This window comes from Pantoea sp. SS70 (genome assembly GCF_029866845.1).
GTDB lineage: Bacteria > Pseudomonadota > Gammaproteobacteria > Enterobacterales > Enterobacteriaceae > Pantoea > Pantoea leporis.
In genome coordinates this window covers 269,490-287,199 of the sequence record NZ_CP117199.1, presented here as the reverse complement: position 1 = coordinate 287,199, position 17,710 = coordinate 269,490, and the positions used below count along the sequence as shown (strand labels likewise).

Sequence of the window (17,710 nt, the reverse complement as noted above, 5' to 3'; positions counted from 1 at the left end):
TTGCTTGGCTTATTTAGACAGGGATACACCGTGCGCCGACTCTCTTTGCTACTTCTTTGCCTGTTGTTGCAGGCCTGCACACAAACGCAAAAAGGCCTCGAACAAACCGTGATGCTGGCCGTGAATGGCCCGGATGATGTCACGGTCACCAACGAGCAGGTTGCTAACCTGCCCTACGCCAGCCTCTATGCCCGCATCAATGAAGGACCGCGCATCTTCGTGGTGCTCGGTTACAACGAAAACGGCCAACAGAAGTGGATCACCCAGGATAAAGCGATGCTGGTGATGCAGCATGGCCGTCTGATCAAAACCCTGGGTTTACCGAGCAACCTCGCTGACGTCAGTAACCTGGTGCAGGATCCGCTCGCCGATGCGCTGCATCTGCAAAACGGTGCCAGCTGGACGCGCGTAGTGCAGTGGCGCGAGCAAGATAAAGTGCGAGCCGCCACAGCGGTTTCCCGCTTCGAGCGCGGTGACGATACGGTACTGGACATCGCCGGTGAACGCGTACCGTGCCGCGTCTGGCATGAAACCGTGCGCATGGAGAACGTAGGCGCGGAGTGGCAGAACACCTTCTGGATCGATAACCGCGATGGCACTGTATTGCAGGCCAACCAGATGCTGGCCGCCGATGCCTTCCCCGTTGAAACCACCATTCTGAAGCCGGCGAAATCATGAAAAAAATAACTCCAATGCTGGCAGCATTGACGCTGCTCACGGCTGGCCACGCACTGGCGGCGGCGCAAGTCACCGTGCACGATCTGCCGGGAAAAAACACACTGCAAATTAACGATGCGCAGAATCTTAGTCAGTTGCTCACCCATCCTGAACTGCGCAGTTGGTGGCCGGGCACAGTGATTGCCGAACGCGGCGCAACGGCGGTAGCACAGCAGCAACAGAAGCAGCTGCTGGCCGATCTGCGCGCCTGGCAAGCAGACAGCGGCGAGTCGTTGGCCGCAACCATCGGCTCGGTTATCCACCAGCTTGGCGCGCTGCAGGTAACGGGCCGCCAGTTCACCTCGCTCGATCCCGATGACGTGCGTCTGCGTCCACAGGATAACCGCACGCTGCAAGGCAGCTATGACCTCTATATGCTGGCGCAGCCGACGCAGGTACTGGTGCTGGGGGCGTTGAGCAATCCGGGTAAAGCGCGCTGGCAGCCTGGCCGCGAAGTGCGTGATTACCTCGAAGGCCACGATCGTCTGTCCGGCGGGGAACGCAGCTATGCCACGGTGATTGCGCCGTCCGGCAGCACCCAGCAAGTTCCGATCGCTTACTGGAATCATCGCCATATCGAAGTGGAACCCGGCAGCATTATCTGGCTCGGTTTCACCTCATGGAGCTTGCCATGGGGCCACAGCGATTTGAATGAGCGCATGCTTTCCGTTCTGACTCACCGGATACCAGACTGATGAAAAAACAATTACTTCTCAGCCTGTTGGCTGCTTCTGTTTCCGCCGCTTGCCAGGTGCATGCGGAAACCTGGCCTGAACCGGTCGGTCCTTCTCAATCGGATTTTGGTGGCGTTGGCCTGATGCAGACGCCCACCGCGCGTATGGCGAAAGAGGGCGAATTTAGCGTCAACTTCCGCGATAACGATCAATATCGCTACTATTCTGCCTCGCTGCAGCTGTTCCCGTGGCTGGAAACCACCGTACGCTATACCGATGTGCGTACCCGCCGTTACAGCGCAGTAGAAGGTTTCAGCGGCAACCAAAGCTATAAAGATAAAGCCTTCGATGTGAAGCTGCGCCTATGGCAAGAGAGCTACTGGCTGCCAGAAGTGGCGGTTGGCTCACGCGATTTAGGCGGTACCGGTCTGTTCGACAGCGAATATCTGGTGGCGAGCAAAGCGTGGGGCCCGTTCGATTTCACCTTGGGTCTGGGCTGGGGTTATCTCGGCAACAGCGGCACCATTAAGAACCCGTTCTGCTCCTACAGCGACAGCTTCTGTAGCCGCACCGGCGGTGGCGAAGCGGGTTCAATTAATGGCTCGCAGATGTTCCACGGTCCGGCGGCGCTGTTTGGCGGCGTAGAGTATCAAACACCGTGGCAGCCGCTGCGCCTCAAGCTGGAGTACGAAGGCAACGATTATCAGGATGATTTCGCCGGTCGTTTGGATCAGCGCAGTAAGGTCAACGTCGGCGCGATTTATCGCCTCACCGACTGGGCGGACATCAACGCCAGCTACGAGCGCGGCAACACCTTTATGTTCGGCTTTACCCTGCGCACCAATTTCAACGATCTGCATCAGTCGCATATCGATAGCGAGAAGCCGGCCTACAACCCGCAGCCGCAGGGCGATCTGTTGCAGCCAACGGTGGTGGCAAACCAGCTGACCGATCTGAAGTACAACGCAGGACTGAATGGCCCACATATTCAGACCAAAGGCAGCACGTTGTATGTGTCCGGCGAGCAGACCAAATATCGCGATACGCGCGAAGGGGTCGATCGCGCCAATCGCATTATCATGAACAACCTGCCGGCCGGCATCGATACCATCGACGTCACCGAGTCGCGCTTCAATATGCCGCAGGTGAGCACGCGCACCAACGTTGCCAGCCTGCATAACGAACTGGTGGGTTATCCGCTGGGGCATGAACAGCCGCTGCAGCAGACGCGTGAAAATCCGATCGATCCCGGTGCCACCGAGCAAGGTTTCTTCATCCGCAAAGATCGTCTGAACTACAGCCTGTCGCCGGTGCTGAATCAGTCCGTCGGCGGACCGGAAAGCTTCTACATGTATCAGGTTGGCGTGATGGCCAACGCCGATTACTGGCTTACCGATCACCTGTTGGTCGGCGGCAGCCTGTTTGGCAACCTCGCCAATAACTACGATAAGTTCAACTACAACGGCGCACCGGCGGATTCCACGCTGCCGCGCGTGCGTACGCATATTCGTGATTACGTTGAGAACAACGTTTACGTTAACGATCTGCAAGCCAACTACATGCAGGCGCTCGGCAACGGTTTCTACGGCCAGGTTTACGGCGGTTATCTGGAAACCATGTACGGCGGTGTCGGCGGCGAAGTGCTGTATCGTCCGATTGATAGCAACTGGGCCTTCGGGGTTGATGCCAACTACGTGAAGCAGCGTGATTGGGACAACATGATGCAGTTCACCGATTACAAAGCGCCAACCGGACATTTTACCGCGTACTGGCGTCCGTGGTTTATGCAGGACGTATTGGTGAAAGCCAGCGTCGGTGAATATCTGGCGAAGGATAAAGGCGTTACCGTTGATGTGTCGAAGCGGTTTGATAGCGGCGTGATGGTGGGCTTCTACGCCACCAAAACCAACGTGTCGGCGGAAGCCTATGGCGAAGGCGACTTCACTAAAGGCTTCTACATTTCGGTGCCGATGGATCTGTTTACCGTGACGCCAACGCGAGGCCGCGCGCAGGTGAACTGGGTGCCGTTGACACGTGATGGTGGGCAGATGCTGGGTCGCAAATATCAGCTGTATGACCTGACGTCAGATCGTGATGCGCGATTTAATTAACATCAGCACGGGTGGTTTGAAACCCGCGCGATAAATCGCGCCGCTACGGAGAGGTGCATATACCGTAGCGGCGCCATTTATTGCGCGTTACCGACTATTAATCTGCGTCATAACCCAAATTGGGTGCCAGCCAGCGCTCAACTTCGCTCACGCTCATGCCTTTACGCGCGGCGTAATCTTCCACCTGATCGCGCTGAATCTGCGCCACGGCGAAGTACTTGCTATCAGGATGGCTGAAGTACCAGCCGGAAACCGCTGCGCCTGGCCACATGGCGAAAGACTCGGTGAGCTTCATGCCGGTATGCTTCTCCACCTCCAGCAGCTGCCAGATCGGTGCTTTCTCGGTGTGTTCCGGACACGCCGGATAACCTGGCGCGGGACGAATGCCCTGATAATTTTCGCGAATCAGCTCTTCGTTGCTGAGATTTTCATGAGCGGCAAAGCCCCAAATCACCTTACGCACGCGTTCGTGCAGATATTCAGCAAAGGCTTCTGCCAGGCGATCCGACACCGCTTTCACCATGATTTTGTTGTAATCATCGTGCTGCTTGTCATACGCCTCGGCCAGCGCATCTTCCTCAATTCCGGCGGTAACCGCAAACGCGCCGAGATAGTCGGCTTTGCCGCTGGATTTTGGGGCCACAAAGTCGGCCAAACAGTAGTTGGCGAAGTCGGTTTTCTCGGTCTGCTGACGCAAGTGATGACTGACGCACAGCACCTGATTGCGGTTCTCGTTGCTGTAGATTTCAATGTCATCGCCGACACGGTTGGCCGGGAAAATTCCCACCACGCCGCGTGGATTGAGCGTGCCGGTGCTGCTCAGCATATCGAGCATGGCGTTGGCATCGGCAAACAGGCGTTTGGCCTCTTCGCCTACCACTTCATCTTCCAAAATGCGCGGATATTTGCCGGCCAGCGACCAGGTCATAAAGAACGGCGTCCAGTCGATGTAATTGCGCAGCGTTTCAATGCTGGCTTCGACCGGACTCACACCGAGGCGGTGCGCCACCGGCGGCGTATAGCTTTCCCAATCAATGACATAATCATTATCGCGCGCAGTTTGCAGGCTCACCGGCGGCGTGCGCGGCTTTTTGCGCGCGTGCTGAATACGCACCGTGTCGTACTCTTTGCGCGTGCGCGCCACGAAATCTTCTTTCAGCGTTTCGGACAGCAGCGATGACACCACGCCCACGGTGCGCGAGGCGTTCTGCACGTAGACCGTTGGTCCGCTATAGTTCTGCTCGATTTTCACTGCGGTATGCGCTTTCGAGGTAGTCGCGCCGCCAATCAGCAGCGGGATGGTGAATCCCTGGCGCTCCATCTCTTTGGCGACGTTGACCATCTCATCCAGCGACGGCGTGATCAGGCCGGAAAGCCCGATGATATCGGCGTTCTCGGCAATCGCGGTTTTGAGGATTTTGTCACTCGGCACCATAACGCCGAGGTCAATGATTTCGTAGTTGTTACATTGCAGCACTACGCCGACGATATTTTTGCCGATGTCATGCACATCGCCTTTTACCGTTGCCAGCACAATCTTGCCGTTGCTGCGTCCGGCCTCTTTGCTGGCCTGAATATAAGGTTCGAGATAGGCCACCGCTTGCTTCATCACGCGCGCTGATTTTACCACCTGCGGCAGGAACATCTTGCCCTCGCCGAACAGATCGCCAACCACGTTCATGCCGGACATCAGCGGCCCTTCAATCACTTCAATCGGCCGCGCTGCTGCCTGGCGCGCCTCTTCGGTATCCAGCTCAATAAACTCGGTGATGCCTTTCACCAGCGAGTATTCCAGACGTTTTACCACGTCCCAGCTGCGCCATTCGGCCTGCTGTTTCTCCTGCTCGCCGTCGCTTTTGCTGCCGCGATACTTCTCCGCCAGCTCCAGCAAGCGCTCGGTGCCATCGTCACGACGATTCAGCACCACATCTTCCACCGCATCACGCAGTTCGGCAGGCAGATCGTCGTAAATCGCCAGCTGACCGGCGTTCACGATGCCCATGTCCATGCCGTTGCGGATGGCGTAATAGAGGAACACCGCGTGAATCGCTTCGCGCACCGGTTCGTTACCACGGAACGAGAACGACACGTTGGAGACGCCGCCGGAGATCATCGCGTGTGGCAGTTCGCGCTTGATGTCTTCGCAGGCACCGATAAAGTCCATCGCGTAATTGTTGTGTTCTTCAATGCCGGTCGCTACGGCAAAAATATTCGGGTCGAAAATGATGTCTTCTGGCGGGAAACCAACCTCTTCGGTCAAAATCTTGTAGGCGCGACGACAGATCTCAATTTTGCGCGCCCGCGTATCCGCCTGACCCGCTTCGTCAAACGCCATCACCACCATCGCTGCGCCGTAGCGACGCACTTTGCGCGCGTGCGCGATAAACGGTTCCACGCCCTCTTTCATCGAAATAGAGTTCACAATGCCTTTGCCCTGAATGCACTGCAGGCCTTTCTCGATCACTTCCCATTTGGAGGAGTCGATCATAATTGGCACGCGGGCGATATCCGGCTCACCGGCAATTAGATTGAGGAAGCGCACCATCGCCGCTTCCGCATCCAGCATGCCTTCATCCATGTTGATGTCGATGATTTGCGCACCGTTCTCTACCTGCTGGCGTGCCACATCCAGCGCTTCGTTGTATTTCTCTTCTTTGATCAGACGCTTAAATTTGGCCGAGCCGGTGACGTTGGTGCGTTCACCGACGTTGACGAACAGCGAATCGGCCTGAATGTTAAGCGGTTCAAGCCCGGCTAAGCGACAGGCAACCGGAATCTTTGGCAGCTGGCGCGGCGCAACGCCGTCTACCGCTGCCGCCATCGCCGCGATGTGCTCCGGCGTGGTACCGCAGCAGCCGCCGATAATATTGAGGAAACCGGCGCGCGCCCACTCACCAATTTGCTCAGCCATGATCGCCGCATCGAGATCGTATTCACCAAAGGCGTTGGGCAAACCGGCGTTCGGGTGCGCGGTGACGTAGCCTTCAGCAATGCGCGACAGCTCCGCCACATACTGACGCAGTTCATCCGGGCCAAGCGCACAGTTGAGGCCGAACGACAGCGGTTCGGCGTGGCGCAGCGAGTTATAGAAACCTTCGGTGGTTTGGCCGGAGAGCGTACGACCGGACGCATCGGTGATGGTGCCGGAGATCATTAGCGGCAGCTTCACGCCCATCGCTTCCATCTCGGCCTGAACCGCGTAGATCGCCGCTTTGGCGTTCAGGGTATCGAACACCGTTTCGATCATGATGAGGTCGGAGCCACCGGCGATCAGCGCATGCGTCGATTCGCGGTAGGCTTCCACCAGCTGGTTAAAGGTGACGTTACGATAGGCGGGATCGTTGACGTCCGGCGAGATAGAACAGGTGCGGTTGGTCGGGCCCAACACGCCCGCCACGTAGCGCGGACGATGCGGCGTTTTCTCCGTCCATGCGTCGGCGCTGGCACGCGCCAGTTTGGCGGCTTCGAGGTTAATCTCCGCCGACAGCGCTTCCATCGCGTAATCGGCCATCGCAATGGTGGTGGAGTTGAAGGTGTTGGTCTCGAGAATATCCGCGCCGGCAGCGAGATAGGCATCGTGGATTTCGCGGATCACCTCCGGTTTGGTTAGCACCAACAGATCGTTGTTGCCCTTCAAATCAGATGGCCAGTCGGCAAAGCGGCTGCCACGGAAATCCTGCTCACTCAGTTTATAACTCTGGATCATGGTGCCCATGCCACCGTCCAGAATCATAATGCGTTGCGCCAGCTGCTGCTGCAGCATTTCTGTTTTGTTGCTCACTCTCGCCCCGTCCACGTCATTGCGTTGGCTAATATGCCAGCCAGTCATACTGGCACAACTTGCAGGTGATCAAAAGTCAGCTCAGATGAGACATTTTCAGCTATTGCCGATGACAGGTCTGACCAGAAAGTCAGCGTTTGCATTAATGCGGTTAAAAACGAAAATGGTTTCCAGCATTGATGCGAATTGGAGACGTTATGGCAACCCCTGCGCCCGTGAAACGCGGCAAGAAACCGCGTGCGACAACGGCTACCACCAGCGCGCCCGTCGGCGGGCAAGTACAATCTTTGACGCGTGGTCTGCGCCTGCTGGAGCTGATTGCCGAATCCCACGGCAGCGTGGCGCTGACCGAACTGGCACAACAGGCCGGTTTACCCAACTCCACCACTCATCGCCTGCTCTCCACCATGCAGCAGCAAGGTTTTGTGCATCAGGTGGGCGACTTAGGTTTGTGGACCATTGGTTCGCACGCGTTTGTGGTCGGCAGCAGCTTCCTGCAGAGCCGCAATCTGCTGGCGATTGTGCATCCGCTGCTGCGCAAGCTGATGGAAGATGCCGGCGAGACGGTGAATCTGGCGGTGCTGGATCTCAGCGATTATCAGGCGGTGATCATCGACCAGGTGCAGTGTACGCAGCTGATGCGCATGTCCGCGCCGATTGGCGGCAAGCTGCCGATGCATGCATCCGGCGCCGGCAAAGCGTTTCTGGCGCATCTGAGCGATGAGCAAGTTACCGCGCTGCTGCATCAAAAAGGGCTGCATCACTACACGCCGAAAACGCTGATGTCGCCGCACAGCCTGAAGGAGAATCTGGCGCTGATTCGTAAGATGGGCTTTTCGCACGATGATGAAGAGCACGCGCTGGGTCTGCGCTGCGTTGCGGCACCGATTTATGACGAACATGGCGAACCCTTCGCCGCCATCTCAATCTCCGGCCCGATTGCGCGCATGACTGACGACCGTATCACCGAGCTGGGTGCGCTGGTGATCCGCGCCGCGAAGCAGGTGACCCAAACCTATTCTGGCCGCTAAGCGGCCACCGACGCATAGCGCGCGCTGAAACGCTGGCTGGCGCGCCACGCAATGACCTCTTCAATATGCCCTTCGCGGATGCGCGTTTGCAGCGCGCGCCACCAGTTGGGATCAAACAGCTGCGGATGCAGCGCCTGCAGCAGTTTGCCGGTCGAGGGTTCGCTGCACAGCGCATAGCGAAAGGTTTCCGGGAACACATCATCCGGCCCGACGCTGTACCACGGCTCGGCCTGCAGCTCATCTTCCTCATAGCGCGCCTGCGGCACATCGCGGAACACCAGTTCGGTCATCGGGCGGATTTCGTCGTAATCGTAAAACACCACGCGGCCATGACGCGTCATGCCAAAGTTTTTGTACAGCATGTCGCCGGGGAAAATATTCGCCGCCGCCAGCTGACGAATCGCATCACCATATTCGCCAATCGCATGCTGCCGCTGTTCCGGCGAAGCCTGAGCCAGCCACAGATTAAGCGGCTCCATGCGGCGTTCCAGCCACAAATGGCGGATGATCACCACATCGTCGCGCAGCTCGAGCTTTTCCGGGATATCGCGCTCAAACTCCGCCATCAGCTCGGCCGGAATACGCGCGCGCGGTAACGCAAAGTGCTCAAACTCCTGCGTATCCGCCATGCGGCCCACGCGATCGTGCTCTTTGACCATGCGATAGCAGTCGCGCACCTGCGCATCGGTGACCTCTTTTTGCGGTGCGAAGCGGTCTTTGATCACCTTAAATACGCGATCAAAACCCGGCAGCGTGAACACCATCATTACCATGCCGCGGATGCCGGGCGCGACGGTGAAATCTTCCTGACTGTGCGCCAGATAGTGCAGGTATTCACGGTAGCATTCGGTTTTACCGTGCTTCTGACAGCCAATCGCCATGTAGCGCTCTGCCACGGTTTTTCCCGGCAGAATCGGTTGCAGCCACGCCACCAGCGCGGCTGGCACCGGCGCGTACACCATGAAATAGGCGCGGGCAAAACCAAACACGATGCTGGCATCATCGCTGTCGGTGAGACAGGTATCAATCCACAAACGGCCAGCATCATCGCGCTGAATCGGCAGCAAACAGGGCACCATGCCATCACTCAGCTGCAGGCGCGCCACAATCCACGCGGTTTTGTTGCGGTAAAACAGTTCGCTGGCGACATCCAGCGTCGCCGTCGCCAGCTGTGTGGCACCAAACTGCTCGTGCAGATGGCGCACAATCCAGCCGATATCGCGCGTTTGATCCTGCCACGTTAGACGCAGCGGAATGTCATTCAGCACCTGACGCAGTGTTTCCTGCCAATTCTGCTGCGGACGATAGAGGCGTGACAGCGGGCGCGGCGCAACCGGCGCGGGTGCACAGGGCTGCGACGGCAAGATAAACAGACGCTCGGGCGACAAATGGCTGTGGCCCTGCAGGCGACAATAGACCGAATTGAAGAAGCTTTCGGCGATTTCATGGCGCGGATAGCCGGGCAGCAAGGTTTCGTAATGGCTTTTCACCCGTAGCCAGAATGCGTCATCCCAGTCCGAAGTGTCATTGAGAATGCGCAGCTGGTTGGTGACCAGGCCAACATGGTGATCGTAAAGATGGATACGCGCTTTCATTGCCTGCTGCACCGCGTGCCAGTCGGCCTGCTCGAAGCGCTGTTGCGCACCGGCGGTGATATCCAGAAAGCGGCCATACTGCGCGTCAAAACCTTGCAGAATGGTGTGGGCGATCAGCGATTCTCTCGGCGTCATCGGCAACGCTCCTTTAGCGGTAAGCGGTCGCCATTGAATGGCGACCTTACAACGGCTTCAGAATTGTGCGGCTTCGGTGGAGCCGGTCAGCGCGGTCACGGAGGATTGTCCGCCCTGGATGACGTTGGTGACGCGATCGAAATAGCCGGTGCCCACTTCCTGCTGATGCGATGAGAAGGTGTAACCCTTATCGCGCGCCGCAAACTCCGGCTGCTGCACTTTCTCCACGTAATGGCGCATGCCTTCGCCCTGTGCATAGGCGTGCGCCAGGTCAAACATGTTGAACCACATGCTGTGAATTCCGGCGAGCGTAATGAACTGGAAGCGATAGCCCATTTCGCTCAGCGCCTGCTGGAAACGGGCGATAGTGCGATCGTCAAGGTTCTTCTTCCAGTTGAACGAAGGCGAGCAGTTGTAAGCCAGCAGCTTGCCGGGATACTGCGCGTGAATCGCGTCGGCAAAGCGCTGCGCCATCTCCAGATCTGGCGTTGAGGTTTCGCACCACAGCACATCGGCATAAGGCGCATACGCTTGCCCGCGGCTGATCGCCTGTTCAATCCCGGCACGCGTGCGGAAGAAGCCTTCCGAGGTGCGCTCGCCGGTGATAAACGCCGCATCGCGCGGGTCGCAATCTGAGGTGATCAGATCGGCGGCATCCGCATCGGTGCGCGCCAGCAACACTGTCGGCACGTTCATGACGTCCGCTGCCAGACGCGCCGCCACCAGTTTCTGAATCGCTTCCTGCGTTGGGACTAATACCTTGCCGCCCATGTGGCCGCACTTCTTCACCGCCGCCAATTGGTCTTCAAAATGCACCGCGCCGGCACCGGCCTGAATCATCGATTTCATCAGCTCGAACGCATTGAGCACGCCGCCAAAGCCCGCTTCCGCATCGGCGACAATCGGCAGGAAGTAATCAATAAAATCACTGTCTTCTGGCGATACGCCGCTGGCCCACTGAATTTGATCGGCTCGCTGGAAGCTCTGATTAATCCGCTCCACCACATTTGGCACCGAATTCACCGGATACAGCGATTGGTCGGGATACATCTGCCCGGCCAGGTTAGCATCTGCCGCCACCTGCCAGCCGGAGAGGTAAATCGCCTCTATGCCGGCTTTCGCCTGCTGCACCGCTTGTCCGCCGGTCAACGCGCCAAGGCTGTTGATGTAGCCTTTGCTCGATTCACCATTCAGCAGCGACCAGAGCTTGGTGGCACCGCGCTCCGCCAGCGTGCAGGCGGGATTGACCGAACCGCGCAGATTGACCACATCCTCCGCACTGTACGGACGAGTAATTCCCTGCCAGCGCGCATCATTCCAGCTCGATTCCAGTTGTTTGATCTGTTGCGTACGATTCATCGTCATATCTCCAGGTTCAAGGCAGCAGGCGGTAGCCCGGCAGAGTGAGGAAGGAAACCAGTTCGTCATCGGTGGTAATTTGCGCCATCAGCGCGGCGGCATCGTCGAAGCGTCCATTTTGAAAACGTTCTGCGCCAACGGTTTGCTGCAAGGTGGCCAGCTCTTCCTCCAGCAGCCGTTCAAACAGCGCCACCGTGACCGGCTGGCCATCGCTGAGAATTTGTTTGTGATGAATCCATTGCCAGATGGAGGTGCGGGCGATTTCAGCGGTGGCGGCATCTTCCATCAACCCATCAATCGGAACGCAGCCGTTGCCGCTGATCCAGGCTTCCAGATATTGCAGCGCCACGCGGATATTGGCGCGCATGCCGGCTTCAGTACGCTTGCCGCGACAGGGCGCCAGCAGACGTTCGGCGGTGATTGGCGCATCCTGCTCACGCGTGATGTGCAGTTGATTGGGCTGATCGCCCAGCCGACGGTCAAACTCCTCCATCGCGATATCAGCCAGGCCGGGATGCGCCACCCAGGTTCCGTCGTGACCGTTGCCCGCTTCTCGCGCTTTATCTTCCTGCACCTTTTGCGTCACCCATACATTGCGCTCCGCGTCTTTGCTCGGAATCAGCGCCGACATACCGCCCATCGCCAGCGCACCACGACGATGACAGGTTCGAATCAGCAGGCGTGAATAGGCATCGAGGAATGGCTGATCCATGCTGATTTGCTGGCGATCCGGCAGGATACGATCGGGATGCTGGCCCAGCGTTTTGATGTAGCTGAAGATGTAATCCCAACGGCCACAGTTCAGGCCAACGACGTGATCGCGCAGTTCCCACAGGATCTCATCCATCTGGAATACCGCCGGCAGCGTTTCGATCAATACCGTGGCTTTGATGGTGCCGCGCGGCAGATCGAAGCGATCTTCACTGAAGCGGAAGATCTCACGCCACCACGCCACTTCAGCGGCATGCTCAGTTTTCGGCAGATAGAACCATGGCGCGTGGCCCTTCTCCAGCAGCGCTTCAACGTTGTGGAAAAAGTAGAGCGCAAAGTCGAACAATCCGCCGGGAATGGCCCGATCGCGCCACTCCACATGCTTTTCATTCAGATGCAGACCGCGCACCCGACACATCAGCAGCGCCGGATTGGCGCGCAGCTGGTAGATCTTGCCCGTTTCACTGGTGAAGCTCAGCGTGCCATTGACGGCATCGCGCAGTGTTAATTGTCCGTCGATCAGCTTCTGCCAGGTTGGCGCCAGTGAATCTTCAAAATCGGCCATGAAGACGTTGACGTTTGCGTTGAGCGCGTTGATCACCATTTTGCGATCCGGCGGCCCGGTGATCTCCACGCGACGATCTTGCAGCAGCTGCGGGATAGGACGAACTTGCCACGCATTTTCACGAATGGAAGCGGTTTCCGAATCAAAGCCGGGTAACTCACCCTGATCGTAACGCTTCTGTCGTTGCTGGCGTGCTTTCAGCAGGCGTTCGCGCTCTGGTGCAAAGCGCACCACTAATGCGTGTATAAAGTCGATCGCTTCTGGGGTAAGCAGCTGCTTTTCCGCGTGGGTAAAGGGCTGGCTGAAGGTTAGCGTATTGCTGATAACCGAGTCTGTCATGCGGGCTGCCTCCTGAGTTGATCCATCGTTTAACGATCGGATCCGGATGTAGGGTGTTTTATAACCTGCAAGATCAGAGCATAATTATTTTTATTTTAATTTCAAAAACTATTTCCATTTTAATGTTTATGTTAATTTATCAGATTGATATTTATGTAATTTAATCTCTCGAATTAAAGGCAATAACTTCCACTGGTGAATTGAAGGCAAAAAAAAAGCCGCGATAGCTTTCGGCTAGCGCGGCAGGATCAAACGAGGTGTTTGATCTATTCGAGTGTTGGATTCATCCGGCGCAGATCGAACGGCGTGATCTGATAAACGTAGTAGTTCAGCCAGTTGGAGAACAGCAGGTTGCCGTGGCTGCGCCAGGTGGCGCGCGGTGGCAGCTCTGGGTTATCGTGCGGGAAGTAGTTGAACGGCACGTCCGGCTGCAGGCCAGCATCGTAATCGCGATGATACTCACCCGAGAGCGTCAGGGCATCGTACTCCGGATGGCCGGTGACAAACGCCAGGCGCTTGTCTTTGCTCGCCATCAGATATGCGCCGGTGGATTCCGATTCGGCAAATAGCTCGAGATCGGTGTAATCGCGGATCAGCTGGCTCGGAAAATCAGCATAGCGTGAATGCGGGGCCAGGAAATTGTCGTCAAACCCGCGCGTTAGTAAGGCGTGGGGATGCAGGATTTGGTGCTCATAAACACCGGACAATTTGTTCTGCCGCGTCTGCTTAGGAATGCCATACAGAATGTTGAGTGCCGCCTGAACCGCCCAACAGACAAAGAGCGTGGAGGTAACGTGTTCATTCGCCCAATGCAGCACGCGCTGAATCTGCGGCCAGTAAGCGACATCATTGAAATCGACCAATCCCAGCGGCGCGCCGGTCACAATCAGTCCATCGAAGTTATCGTTTTGGATGTCTTCGAAGTTGCAGTAGAAGTTGTTCAGATGCTCCGTCGGCGTGTTGCGCGACTCGCGACTATCAATGCGCAGCAGCTGCACATCAATCTGCAACGGTGAGTTAGAGAGCAGACGCAGGAACTGATTTTCTGTCTCAATCTTCTTTGGCATCAGGTTAAGAATCAGCACTTTTAGCGGACGGATCTCCTGAACACTGGCGCGCGACGACGTCATGACAAAGACGTTTTCATCACGCAAAAAATTCACTGCCGGTAATTCGTCGGGAATCCTGATTGGCATAACCTGCTCACCTCGTACTGATAACCGTATAAACGTTTAGACATCCAGATGCCCGACATTAACGTGTTATGTCGAGAATGTCGAGTCTTCATGCGGTTTATGAAAATGTTTCAGCTTTAGATGGGATTTGGGATAAGTCGTGGCGTATTTATGCTGGATTTGCTTCTTGAAATGAAAGTTTGAGATGAAATTTGCGTGATTTTCATACACTGAATCGCTCTATTCTATGCGATTTTAGCTGATTTCAGACGCAAAAAAACCCCGGACTCTCGTCCGGGGCTTCTTCACTATTTGATGCCTGGCAGTTCCCTACTCTCGCATGGGGAGGCCCCACACTACCATCGGCGCTACGGCGTTTCACTTCTGAGTTCGGCATGGGGTCAGGTGGGACCACCGCGCTAAAGCCGCCAGGCAAATTCTTTGTGCAAAAACGAATAACATTCGCTTCCGCTGATTCTTTAATCCGTAAACAAGCTGAAAATCTCCGGTCTCTCAGACCAAAACGCCTCTGGCGTTGTAAGGTTAAGCCTCACGGGTCATTAGTACCGGTTAGCTCAACGCATCGCTGCGCTTACACATCCGGCCTATCAACGTCGTAGTCTTCAACGTCCCTTCAGGACTCTCAAGGAGTCAGGGAGAACTCATCTCGGGGCAAGTTTCGTGCTTAGATGCTTTCAGCACTTATCTTTTCCGCACTTAGCTACCGGGCAGTGCCATTGGCATGACAACCCGAACACCAGTGGTGCGTTCACTCCGGTCCTCTCGTACTAGGAGCAACCCCCCTCAATTCTCCAGCGCCCACGGCAGATAGGGACCGAACTGTCTCACGACGTTCTAAACCCAGCTCGCGTACCACTTTAAACGGCGAACAGCCGTACCCTTGGGACCTACTTCAGCCCCAGGATGTGATGAGCCGACATCGAGGTGCCAAACACCGCCGTCGATATGAACTCTTGGGCGGTATCAGCCTGTTATCCCCGGAGTACCTTTTATCCGTTGAGCGATGGCCCTTCCATTCAGAACCACCGGATCACTATGACCTGCTTTCGCACCTGCTCGAGCCGTCACTCTCGCAGTCAAGCTGGCTTATGCCATTGCACTAACCTCCTGATGTCCGACCAGGATTAGCCAACCTTCGTGCTCCTCCGTTACTCTTTGGGAGGAGACCGCCCCAGTCAAACTACCCACCAGACACTGTCCGCAGCCCGGATTACGGGCCTACGTTAGAACATCAAACATTAAAGGGTGGTATTTCAAGGTTGGCTCCACGCAGACTGGCGTCCACGCTTCAAAGCCTCCCACCTATCCTACACATCAAGGCTCAATGTTCAGTGTCAAGCTATAGTAAAGGTTCACGGGGTCTTTCCGTCTTGCCGCGGGTACACTGCATCTTCACAGCGATTTCAATTTCACTGAGTCTCGGGTGGAGACAGCCTGGCCATCATTACGCCATTCGTGCAGGTCGGAACTTACCCGACAAGGAATTTCGCTACCTTAGGACCGTTATAGTTACGGCCGCCGTTTACCGGGGCTTCGATCAAGAGCTTCTCCTTGCGGATAACCCCATCAATTAACCTTCCGGCACCGGGCAGGCGTCACACCGTATACGTCCACTTTCGTGTTTGCACAGTGCTGTGTTTTTAATAAACAGTTGCAGCCAGCTGGTATCTTCGACTGCCTTCAGCTCCATCCGCGAGGGACTTCACCTGATGACAGCGTGCCTTCTCCCGAAGTTACGGCACCATTTTGCCTAGTTCCTTCACCCGAGTTCTCTCAAGCGCCTTGGTATTCTCTACCTGACCACCTGTGTCGGTTTGGGGTACGATTTCGTGTTACCTGGAGCTTAGAGGCTTTTCCTGGAAGCAGGGCATCAGTTACTTCACCACCGTGGTGGCTCGTCGTCACGCCTCAGCCTTAAGATACCCCGGATTTACCAAAGGTATCAGCCTACACGCTTAAACCGGGACAACCGTCGCCCGGATAACCTAGCCTTCTCCGTCCCCCCTTCGCAGTAACACCAAGTGCAGGAATATTAACCTGCTTCCCATCGACTACGCTTTTCAGCCTCGCCTTAGGGGTCGACTCACCCTGCTCCGATTAACGTTGAACAGGAACCCTTGGTCTTCCGGCGAGCGGGCTTTTCACCCGCTTTATCGTTACTTATGTCAGCATTCGCACTTCTGATACCTCCAGCATGCCTCACAGCACACCTTCAACGGCTTACAGAACGCTCCCCTACCCAACAACACATAGTGTCGCTGCCGCAGCTTCGGTGCATGGTTTAGCCCCGTTACATCTTCCGCGCAGGCCGACTCGACCAGTGAGCTATTACGCTTTCTTTAAATGATGGCTGCTTCTAAGCCAACATCCTGGCTGTCTGTGCCTTCCCACATCGTTTCCCACTTAACCATGACTTTGGGACCTTAGCTGGCGGTCTGGGTTGTTTCCCTCTTCACGACGGACGTTAGCACCCGCCGTGTGTCTCCCGTGATAACATTCTCCGGTATTCGCAGTTTGCATCGGGTTGGTAAGCCGGGATGGCCCCCTAGCCGAAACAGTGCTCTACCCCCGGAGATGAGTTCACGAGGCGCTACCTAAATAGCTTTCGGGGAGAACCAGCTATCTCCCGGTTTGATTGGCCTTTCACCCCCAGCCACAAGTCATCCGCTAATTTTTCAACATTAGTCGGTTCGGTCCTCCAGTTAGTGTTACCCAACCTTCAACCTGCCCATGGCTAGATCACCGGGTTTCGGGTCTATACCCTGCAACTTAACGCCCAGTTAAGACTCGGTTTCCCTGCGGCTCCCCTATACGGTTAACCTTGCTACAGAATATAAGTCGCTGACCCATTATACAAAAGGTACGCAGTCACCCCATTAAAGAGGCTCCCACTGCTTGTACGTACACGGTTTCAGGTTCTGTTTCACTCCCCTCGCCGGGGTTCTTTTCGCCTTTCCCTCACGGTACTGGTTCACTATCGGTCAGTCAGGAGTATTTAGCCTTGGAGGATGGTCCCCCCATATTCAGACAGGATACCACGTGTCCCGCCCTACTCTTCGAACTCACAGAATGTGCACTTTCGTGTACGGGACTATCACCCGGTATCGTGCGACTTTCCAGACGCTTCCACTAACGCACAAACTGATTCAGGTTCTGGGCTGTTCCCCGTTCGCTCGCCGCTACTGGGGGAATCTCGGTTGATTTCTTTTCCTCCGGGTACTTAGATGTTTCAGTTCCCCGGGTTCGCCTCGCAACACTATGTATTCATGTTGCGATGATGCACTGGGTGCACCGGGTTTCCCCATTCGGACATCGTCGGCTGTAGCGGTTCATATCACCTTACCGACGCTTTACGCAGATTAGCACGTCCTTCATCGCCTCTGACTGCCAGGGCATCCACCGTGTACGCTTAGTCACTTAACCTCACAACCCACAGGCGTTTTGCAACGCGTGCAGACTGCAAGCATTTGAGAGACTCGAACATATCGCCGCTTCA

Annotated in this window: 9 protein-coding genes and 2 rRNA genes; 4 read left to right on the top strand and 7 right to left on the bottom strand. The window is 56.3% G+C overall.

What is annotated here, in order from left to right; translation table 11 throughout:
* Positions 1 to 30 precede the first annotated feature (30 nt).
* Genes PO881_RS01260 through PO881_RS01250 form a run of 3 tightly spaced genes read left to right on the top strand, consistent with a single transcriptional unit; the run spans position 31 to position 3,502 of the window.
* On the top strand, positions 31 to 678 hold the full coding sequence (locus PO881_RS01260; protein WP_280172328.1) for a YjbF family lipoprotein: 648 nt from the start codon (positions 31 to 33) through the stop codon (positions 676 to 678).
* Positions 675 to 1,412, top strand: coding sequence for a capsule biosynthesis GfcC family protein (locus PO881_RS01255; RefSeq protein ID WP_280172327.1), 738 nt, complete (start codon positions 675 to 677; stop codon positions 1,410 to 1,412). Before PO881_RS01260 ends, PO881_RS01255 begins: the two co-directional genes overlap by 4 nt.
* The gene (locus PO881_RS01250; RefSeq protein WP_280172326.1) at positions 1,412 to 3,502 is read left to right on the top strand and encodes a YjbH domain-containing protein; all 2,091 of its coding nucleotides are present in this window, start codon (positions 1,412 to 1,414) and stop codon (positions 3,500 to 3,502) included. Before PO881_RS01255 ends, PO881_RS01250 begins: the two co-directional genes overlap by 1 nt.
* Before the next feature lie 97 nt (positions 3,503 to 3,599).
* Here the strand turns inward: PO881_RS01250 and metH are convergent, their stop codons facing one another.
* The gene (gene metH / locus PO881_RS01245) at positions 3,600 to 7,283 is read right to left on the bottom strand and encodes a methionine synthase (RefSeq protein WP_280172325.1); all 3,684 of its coding nucleotides are present in this window, start codon (positions 7,281 to 7,283) and stop codon (positions 3,600 to 3,602) included.
* A 197-nt stretch (positions 7,284 to 7,480) separates the two neighbouring features.
* Between metH and iclR the strand changes: the two genes are divergently transcribed.
* Positions 7,481 to 8,314 carry a glyoxylate bypass operon transcriptional repressor IclR gene (gene iclR / locus PO881_RS01240; protein ID WP_101763122.1) on the top strand — a complete coding sequence of 278 codons (834 nt, stop codon included), beginning with the start codon at positions 7,481 to 7,483 and terminating at the stop codon, positions 8,312 to 8,314.
* Here iclR and aceK read toward each other — a convergent pair.
* The 6 genes from aceK to PO881_RS01210 all read right to left on the bottom strand — a co-directional run bounded on the left by aceK (position 8,311) and on the right by PO881_RS01210 (position 17,637).
* Entirely contained in the window at positions 8,311 to 10,044 is a 1,734-nt protein-coding gene (gene aceK, locus PO881_RS01235) for a bifunctional isocitrate dehydrogenase kinase/phosphatase (RefSeq protein ID WP_280172324.1), read from the bottom strand. The two genes, iclR and aceK, sit on opposite strands and share 4 nt — an antisense overlap.
* A 57-nt stretch (positions 10,045 to 10,101) precedes the next feature.
* Positions 10,102 to 11,403 carry an isocitrate lyase gene (gene aceA / locus PO881_RS01230; RefSeq protein WP_280172323.1) on the bottom strand — a complete coding sequence of 434 codons (1,302 nt, stop codon included), beginning with the start codon at positions 11,401 to 11,403 and terminating at the stop codon, positions 10,102 to 10,104.
* Positions 11,404 to 11,419: 16 nt separating this feature from the next.
* Positions 11,420 to 13,018, bottom strand: a complete 1,599-nt coding sequence (gene aceB / locus PO881_RS01225; RefSeq protein ID WP_110868113.1) for a malate synthase A — start codon at positions 13,016 to 13,018, stop codon at positions 11,420 to 11,422.
* 266 nt (positions 13,019 to 13,284) lie between these two features.
* A complete protein-coding gene (metA, locus tag PO881_RS01220) occupies positions 13,285 to 14,214 on the bottom strand; it encodes a homoserine O-succinyltransferase (RefSeq protein WP_101763126.1) in 930 nt (309 codons plus the stop codon).
* 296 nt (positions 14,215 to 14,510) lie between these two features.
* Positions 14,511 to 14,626: ribosomal RNA gene (rrf, locus tag PO881_RS01215) — 5S ribosomal RNA — on the bottom strand.
* 106 nt (positions 14,627 to 14,732) lie between these two features.
* A 23S ribosomal RNA gene (locus PO881_RS01210) occupies positions 14,733 to 17,637 on the bottom strand.
* Positions 17,638 to 17,710 lie beyond the last annotated feature (73 nt).

Coding starts and splice junctions, on each gene's coding strand:
- PO881_RS01255 (WP_280172327.1), top strand. CDS start 675: ATGAAAAAAATAACTCCAATGCTGGCAGCATTGACGCTGCTCACGGCT.
- PO881_RS01250 (WP_280172326.1), top strand. CDS start 1,412: ATGAAAAAACAATTACTTCTCAGCCTGTTGGCTGCTTCTGTTTCCGCC.
- iclR (WP_101763122.1), top strand. CDS start 7,481: ATGGCAACCCCTGCGCCCGTGAAACGCGGCAAGAAACCGCGTGCGACA.
- aceK (WP_280172324.1), bottom strand. CDS start 10,044: ATGACGCCGAGAGAATCGCTGATCGCCCACACCATTCTGCAAGGTTTT.
- aceA (WP_280172323.1), bottom strand. CDS start 11,403: ATGAATCGTACGCAACAGATCAAACAACTGGAATCGAGCTGGAATGAT.
- aceB (WP_110868113.1), bottom strand. CDS start 13,018: ATGACAGACTCGGTTATCAGCAATACGCTAACCTTCAGCCAGCCCTTT.
- metA (WP_101763126.1), bottom strand. CDS start 14,214: ATGCCAATCAGGATTCCCGACGAATTACCGGCAGTGAATTTTTTGCGT.